General features: G+C 46.9%; 6 protein-coding genes and 1 pseudogene. 3 read left to right on the forward strand and 4 right to left on the reverse strand.

What is annotated here, in order from left to right:
- Positions 1 to 166: 166 nt before the first annotated feature.
- From alaS to E7L17_RS14245, 3 genes are all read right to left on the reverse strand, one after another.
- Positions 167 to 2,797 (reverse strand): alanine--tRNA ligase, encoded by a 2,631-nt coding sequence (alaS, locus tag E7L17_RS14235; RefSeq protein WP_316323796.1) that lies wholly within the window; start codon positions 2,795 to 2,797, stop codon positions 167 to 169.
- A gap of 96 nt (positions 2,798 to 2,893) precedes the next feature.
- Complete coding sequence (locus E7L17_RS14240) at positions 2,894 to 3,145, reverse strand: hypothetical protein (protein ID WP_316323797.1); 252 nt, start codon at positions 3,143 to 3,145, stop codon at positions 2,894 to 2,896.
- Positions 3,146 to 3,202: 57 nt separating this feature from the next.
- Positions 3,203 to 4,801 (reverse strand): penicillin-binding protein 2, encoded by a 1,599-nt coding sequence (locus E7L17_RS14245; protein WP_316323798.1) that lies wholly within the window; start codon positions 4,799 to 4,801, stop codon positions 3,203 to 3,205.
- A gap of 362 nt (positions 4,802 to 5,163) precedes the next feature.
- Between E7L17_RS14245 and E7L17_RS14250 the strand changes: the two genes are divergently transcribed.
- Entirely contained in the window at positions 5,164 to 6,078 is a 915-nt protein-coding gene (locus E7L17_RS14250; RefSeq protein WP_316323799.1) for a sensor domain-containing diguanylate cyclase, read from the forward strand.
- A gap of 147 nt (positions 6,079 to 6,225) precedes the next feature.
- Here the strand turns inward: E7L17_RS14250 and E7L17_RS14255 are convergent, their stop codons facing one another.
- Positions 6,226 to 6,438: a cold-shock protein gene (locus tag E7L17_RS14255; protein ID WP_085834156.1), complete on the reverse strand. Its 213-nt coding sequence runs from the start codon at positions 6,436 to 6,438 to the stop codon at positions 6,226 to 6,228.
- A 312-nt stretch (positions 6,439 to 6,750) separates the two neighbouring features.
- Here E7L17_RS14255 and E7L17_RS14260 point away from each other — a divergent pair, with 312 nt between their 5' ends.
- Together E7L17_RS14260 and E7L17_RS14265 are read left to right on the forward strand one after the other, a co-directional pair.
- Positions 6,751 to 7,314, forward strand: a complete 564-nt coding sequence (locus tag E7L17_RS14260; protein ID WP_316323800.1) for a ferritin family protein — start codon at positions 6,751 to 6,753, stop codon at positions 7,312 to 7,314.
- Positions 7,315 to 7,358: 44 nt separating this feature from the next.
- Positions 7,359 to 7,654: pseudogene (locus E7L17_RS14265) on the forward strand (hypothetical protein); the annotation flags it as partial.

The following is a 7,654-nucleotide window of genomic DNA, read 5'->3' on the forward strand; positions in this document are numbered from 1 at the left end:
GTTCTTTTCAATTTTACTTACTTTATATGATACAAGTGTCAAATTTAAAAATCTTTGATTCGGCAGCAAAAGCCTAATAGAGAACCATATACAGCATATGTGTTTTCCATGCAATTGCTGCCAAATTTATTGAAAAGATTATTTCTAGAACAATGTTTTTATCTGTTTACTTGAGCATGCCAGCAATGATTTCGTTGGCAGCTGCCAGTGCTTCTTCCAGCTTAGAGGGGTCTTTTGCTCCTGCCATAGCCAAATCCGGCTTACCGCCGCCATTGCCACCGGCAATTTTAGCGATGGGGCCAACCAGATTGCCCGCATGCACACCAAGTTTTTGTGCTTCGGCGCCTGCTGTTGCGGCTATGGTTGCTTTGCCATCCGTTACGCCTGCTATAATGGCAACTACGTCTGCCTGCTGGCTCTTAATCTGGTCGCACATGGCGCGAAGAGCCTCCGCTCCTGTTCCGGGAAGAACCGCCGTTATCACGCGCACACCACCAACTGGCTGTGCATTTGCCAGTAGACCACTGATGCGAACCGAGGCAAGCTTTCCGTTCAGACTCTCAATTTCGCGGTCTTTTTCTTTCAGTTCTACGGCAACCTGCTTTGCACGCTGTACCAAGTCAGATACATTGCTTAGCTTTAAAGCAGCAGCCGTTTCCTGCATCATCTCTGCCTGGCGGGAGAGCAATGCCAAAACGCCGGTTCCGGTTACACCCTCAATACGGCGAACACCCGCCGCAACCGAGCTTTCCGACACAATGCGGAACAAGCCAAGTCTTGCGGTATTCTCAATATGCGTACCACCGCACAGCTCGCGGGAGAACTCGCCGGCGCTCACAACACGAACCACATCGCCGTATTTCTCGCCGAACAGAGCCATTGCACCAAGCTTCTTCGCTTCTTCAATGGGCATTTCACGGCATTCCACTGAAATCCCCTGCAAAATCATTTGGTTTACCAAAGCTTCGGTCTGCTGCAATTCTTCCGCAGTCATTGCGGAGAAATGGGTAAAGTCAAAGCGCACATGTTCATCCGTTACAAGCTGGCCTGCCTGCTCCACATGAGCACCCAGCACACGGCGCAATGCCGCCTGCAATAAGTGAGCTGCGGTATGGTTGCGCATAATCGAAGTGCGGCGCTCGCCATCTACCGTTGCGGTAACCGCATCTCCCTCTGAAATGCGACCGGACGTTACTTTACCGTGGTGTAGGAAAATCCCGCTGGGGTTTTTCGTGGTATCGGTCACCGTAAACTCGGATTCTCCGGCTGTAATACAGCCGGTATCGCCCGTCTGGCCGCCGCTTTCCGCATAGAACGAGCTCTGAGCGAGTACAAGCGTAACTTCATCGCCCATTTCTGCGGCATCCACACGCTCGCCGTCTTTAATCACAGCCAGCACTTCGGTTTCGCAAGAAATACTCTCATACCCTACAAACGTTGTTGCAGGGAGTTCTTCCGTTCCGTTGGCACCGCCTGCCCAAGCGTCTGCTCCTGCATTTTTACGAGCTGCACGGGCACGCTGCTTTTGCTCGGTCATCAAATTACGGAAAGTTTCTTCATCCACCGTCATGCCCTGCTCGGCAACAATCTCTTTTGTAAGATCGAGCGGGAATCCGTAGGTATCGTTCAAACGGAACGCATCCTCACCCGAGAACACTTTTCCTTCCATCCCTTGCATCAGGTTGTTCAAAAGCTGCAAGCCTTGGTCGATGGTGCGTGCAAAGCTTTCTTCTTCTACGTGAATGAGCTTTACAATCATATCGCGTTTTTCGGAAAGCTCCGGGTACGCATCTTTATTTTCAGCAATTACCGTTTCCGCTACTTCATAGAGGAACGGGCGGTCAATGCCGATTAACTTACCATGGCGTGCCGCACGACGCAGCAGGCGGCGCAGCACATAGCCGCGACCCTCGTTGGAGGGCATAACGCCGTCACCAATCATAAAGGTAGTGCTGCGAATATGGTCGGTAATCACGCGCAGAGAAATATCCTTTTGACTGTCGTCGCCGTACTGAATATTCGCAATGCGGCTAACGTGCTTCATAATATTCTGCACCGTATCGACTAAGAAGAGGTTGTCTACGCCCTGCATAATGCAGGCAAGGCGCTCAAGCCCCATGCCGGTGTCAATATTGGGGTGATCCAAAGGAGTGTAAGTACCCTTGCCGTCACTGTCAAACTGAGTAAACACTAGGTTCCAGAACTCGACATAGCGGTCGCAGTCACAGCCCGGGCCGCAAGTGGGGGAACCACAGCCGTAGCTTTCGCCACGGTCAAAGTGCAGCTCGGAGCAAGGGCCGCAGGGGCCGGAACCATGCTCCCAGAAGTTATCCTCTTTGCCAAGGCGAACAATACGGTCGGGAGAAACTCCAACCTCTTTTGTCCAAATCTCAAACGCCTCGTCGTCATCCTGATAAATGGTGATCCATACACGATCTTCGGGCAGAGCCATCACCTTGGTGCAAAACTCCCATGCCCAAGCCGTTGCCTCGTGCTTAAAGTAATCACCAAACGAGAAATTACCCATCATCTCAAAGTAGGTTCCGTGGCGGGCCGTAATGCCAACACGCTCAATGTCTGGTGTACGAATACACTTTTGGCAGGTGGTGACGCGCTTTCTGGGGGGAGTAACCTCACCCGTAAAATACTTTTTCATGGGTGCCATTCCGGAGTTAATCAGCAAAAGGCTGTTATCGCCATTGGGTACCAGAGAAAAGCTCTTCAGGCGCAAATGCCCTTTGGATTCAAAAAAAGATAAGTACTTTTCGCGAATCTCGTTTAATCCTGTCCACTGCATGTTATAAAACTCTCCTGTCTGATTATAATGCTACTCTAAAAAACGGCTAAATACCTTTTCCCGCTTATTTAAAGTTATTTCTTTGAATATATAAAACTAGCTAAAGCGGCAAAGCACAAAAAAACAGACCTCCACCGCCCGAAATGGGACGGAGAAAGCCCGTGGTACCACCCAAATTGCGCATACGCGCCACTCAAACCCCTTAACGCGGGGAACGGCCGAGTTCTTCACCCGGCGGCTGCGGGAGGGGCCCACTGTCTGCTGCCTGCAAGGGTCTTTCAGCCAAACCGGCATAGTGCCGGAGGAACCCTCTCTCTGCTGCAAACACAAAAACAGCTTTTTTCCCATAATCGCCTTTTATCTATTACAAAATCACTTTGATTTTACTACGATGCAATGGTATTGTCAATTGGTTTTTGAAAGCAATGCGTTGGCAATCTCCTGAAAAACCGGGGCTCCGTCACTGGCGCCCTGTGCGTCCTCTGAAAGCACCACAATGCTGTACCGTGGTGTATTGAGAGGGAAAAAGCCCGCATACCAACCTTGCTCTACTTCTTTATTCCCCACATACTGCCCGGTTTGCGCCGTACCCGTTTTAATTCCCGCTCCACCGAGAACCGGCTTCCCCTTTTTGGCGGTACCTTCTTCCACTGCGGCGCCCATAAACTGCCGTAGTTGTGCTGCCGTATCCTGCGACATAACGCGTACAGCCTCTGTGCTTTTTGCCCTTTCTACATACTGCATTTTATCGTCCACAAGTCCCTCCACCAAACTAGGCGGAGTATACAACCCACCGGAAGCAACTGCATTTATTAAGCCTGCAATTTGAACCGGAGTTGCAGACAGTTTGCCCTGACCAAATGAAAAATTTGCTAGGGCGCGTGGTACCAATAGCTCCTTTTGTTCGGGCAAACTGCCCGCCGCAGTAGTATACCCCGGTGCAAAGCTCTGGCTTTGACCGAACCCAAGCGACTGAGCCATTTTAAGAAGTGTCTCATTTGGTATTTGCTGCATTAAACGGACAAAATAGCTGTTGCAGGAGTGGGCGATTGCTCCCTGCATATTGAGCTTCCCATGTGCCTTACCGTTAAAGCAGTGGTATACTCCTCCGCCAACCTCGATTCCACCGGTGCAGGTAAAGGTGGTATCCGGTGAAACACCGCTTTCTAAAGCCGCCGCCGCAGATACCACTTTAAACACCGAGCCAACGCTATAAGCAGAAATTGCTCGGTTCATAAGCGGGGAATCCGGATTATCCATCGCTGACTTTAAATCGGTTGGCGAAAAATCCGGCAGGCTTACCATGGCACGGATTTTTCCACTGGGTACCTCCGTAACCACTACGGCACCTTTTTTCAGGTATTTTTTCGCGGACTTCTCCGCAATTTTTTGTATTTCTTCATCGAGCGTGAGTACTACGCCCTTTTTGTTTTTCTCTGAGGTATCTTTTATCTCTTTATTTTCACCGGACAACACACGGTTTACCGCATCCACGCGGTAGCTTACCGTTATTCCGCCAGGGTCAGCCGATAAATAATCCTGATACGCTTTTTCCATTCCTGCCACGCCAATATTACTGCCATCCAAATACCCAATTACATTGGCGGCAATTTGGTCGTTCGTATTGTAACGGCGGTATGTTTCAAAGGTATCGATCCCCTCGGCTTGAACCGCTTTGGGTAAGGTAAGCAAAAACGGTTTGCCCTTTGTGAGTAATGTATAAACCTCTTCCATTCGCTCTCGCGGTAGCACATCTGCCAAAATGGATGCTGTCTCTGGCGTAGGGTTTACTACGGCTGTATAGCCGATTTCTGTTCCCGTGAGTGGTTTTAGGTTTGTATCGTAAACGGTTCCGCGCCCAGAAGCTACTGTTAAACGGTAGCTGCTTTGGCGGTCAGCCGCTTCTGCCAGCTGGTTACCTGTTGAAAGTCGGTAAAGGTTTGTGACTAGTAATAACAAACAGACCATAAAAATAGAGTAAAAAGCAGCCACACGCTTGCTCATGTTCAATCCCTCCCGTACTATAGCATATCCAGAATCAGGAAGCTTTAAACAACGTTACATGGCGTGCTTGGAACCTGTCTTTGCTTAAAAAAGCCTCATTTTTTCTATATAATTTAATCGAATGAATTGATAAAATTAAAAATAAAATTTGTTCTTTTCTTCTCAATCCCACTTTACACAGGGGTTTAATTTCGATATATTTTTAATAATAAATCTGAAAGGCAATTTCAGAACCTCGCATTCAGCATCACTTCTCACTTCACTACTGCATGCGAATCAGCCTACGGAGCAGGTACTCCCCTGTTTAACAAAATGCTGAGAAAGTCCTAGCCACGCCTTCAGTATTCGAAGGAGGAAACCGAATGAAATTTCAAATCAACGAAGACCATTACCAGCTCATTTTTGAACATAGCCCGGACGCAATCTTAATTACAAGCCCCAAAGGAAGAATCCACCGAGCAAACCCGGCAGCATGCCAGCTCTTTTTAAGAACAGAGGAAGAGCTTTGCTACGTAGGACGAGCTGGAATCGTAGATTTGGGTGACCCCAAGCTGGCACTCGCTATACAGGAGCGTGAAAAGTACGGAAAAACACGCAGTGAACTTACCTTACTGCGTAGTGATGGCAGTAAATTTATTGCCGATTATACGTCTTCTCTTTTTCAGGACAAGAATGGGGAATGGCTTGCTGTTCTTTCCATCCGTGACCTAACCGATTATAAGCAGACCGAGGCAAAGCTGCGCAGAAGCCAAGAGGAAAGCGAATTTCTTGCCATGCATGACTATTTAACTGGTGCGCTGGCGCGCAGGTGCTTTATTGACATGCTAAGTGCCGAGATGAATAAAGCCCGGTGGGAGAACCAACCGCTTACCATAGCCATTGCAGATATCGATTATTTTAAAAATATTAATGATACCTATGGTCATATATTTGGAGACACTGTTTTAAAGCGCTTTTCCGTATGTCTTTCAATGACCTTGCGCCCTTACGATTTTTTGGGGCGCTTTGGCGGAGACGAGTTTATACTTTGCTTCCCCAACACAAAGCTGGAGGAAGCATTCACTTTACTTAAAGAAATACGCTACAACGTAGAGCAAATGGATATTTATAATGATTCAAAGCAAATTGAGGTAACTGCCAGCTTTGGTGCAGCAGAATACCGGAGTGAGTATGGCTCTGATACCAACGCATTTTTAGACAAAGCAGATGATTTATTATACCGTGCAAAACAAAAACGAAATTTTGTATATAGTGAAGCATTCCTTAAAGAACGGTAGAAAACACAATAGCCCCGCCAGTATATTACCGGCGGGGCTATTGTGTTAATACTCTATTAGTATGATAGCCACCATTGAATCAAGGTGGCTATCTAAATTAAAAAAGCCGCCCCATGCGGAACGGCTTTTTAGCTCAATTCAAAAGAATTACTGAGCAATCTCAACATTGGCAGCCTTGAGCTTGCCGTTGCGAGCATCGGTTTCCACTTCAAAAGTGACCTTCTGGCCTTCAGTCAGTGATTTGTATCCCTGACCAGCAATAGCGGAAAAATGAACGAAGATATCTTCGCCGCCATTGTCGTTGGCAATAAAGCCATAGCCTTTTTCTGCATTAAACCATTTAACTGTACCTTTCTCCATAAGAAAAGCACCTCCTTGAAAAAATGTTGTATCCAAAACTGTAAAAAGAAAAGCCCATATCTTGCATAAATCATTAACGGACAATGACTTACATCAAGATGTGAGCTCATTTTCGTACATCATTTAGAATGCAAGATTAGTATATCATGGGGAGGCTGCTTTGTCAAACAGTTTCCCATGTTTTGCTTTTCTTTTTCCGCGGTATTTCTTGGCATTTTTTGGCCTAAAAACAGGTAGAAACTGCACGAAAAAAACGATTCTCTCATACCCTTATAACAGGGGACGTCCACCAATTACAGGGAGTGGATTACTATGCCAGAAAATGTACTTCAGGCAACGCTTTTTCCTTACCAGGTGAACCTGCCGTATCCAAAAGTTGTAATAATGGAACCAAACCTTCGGTATACCACATTAATTTCGGATATCTACGCCGGACGAGGATCTGAGTTAACCGCAGTGAATCAGTACTTGGTACACAGCTATTATTTGGAAAAATATCCTGAAATATACCGCGCTTATCAAAAAATTGCACTTGTTGAAAAAATTCACCTAGAGCTTTTGGGCAAGCTCATCCTCAATTTAGGTGGAAATCCACTGTTGCAATCCGGTGTAACTGGCCATTATTGGAGCGGCTTGTTCCCAGATTACCAATTTACGCTCAAAAGCATTCTTTTACGAGATATACAAGGAGAGCGTGATGCCATCTCTCACTATAAGCTGTTGATATGCCAAATTACAGAGGACCAAATTCAGCGCTTGTTTGCCCGAATTATCTTAGATGAGCAGAGGCACCTCAAAATACTAACAAAATTTTTAGCAGACCCCTATATTCCGGAACCGTTACCGAATGATTTTACAAATATTGGTAACACTTAAGCCATATCCTAGCGGGAATTCTCGCTGAAGGGAATGGTACAGTTATGCCAAAAAAGAAACGGAACGATACTTGGCTTGGGGTATTGGCCTTTGTATTGGCCGTTATTAGTGTCGTCTGTTTTTTTACTGCGTACCAGTTGCACGCACAGGCAAAGCAGAACAGCAATGCGTTGCCATCCCGTGTGCTGGTGGGGCAATATTCTGAAAATCCACAAATAGATTCTCAAAATTCTCTGCTTATCTTAATAAATATCCGCCGGCTAAGCCGGCGGTTTTTCTTAGTCGCCTATAAGGCTCCATTACTGGCCGCCCTTGCAAGGGCATATTACGGTCTGACACT

The sequence above is a fragment of the Clostridium sp. genome, from assembly GCF_032576335.1.
Taxonomy (GTDB): domain Bacteria; phylum Bacillota; class Clostridia; order Oscillospirales; family Acutalibacteraceae; genus Faecalispora.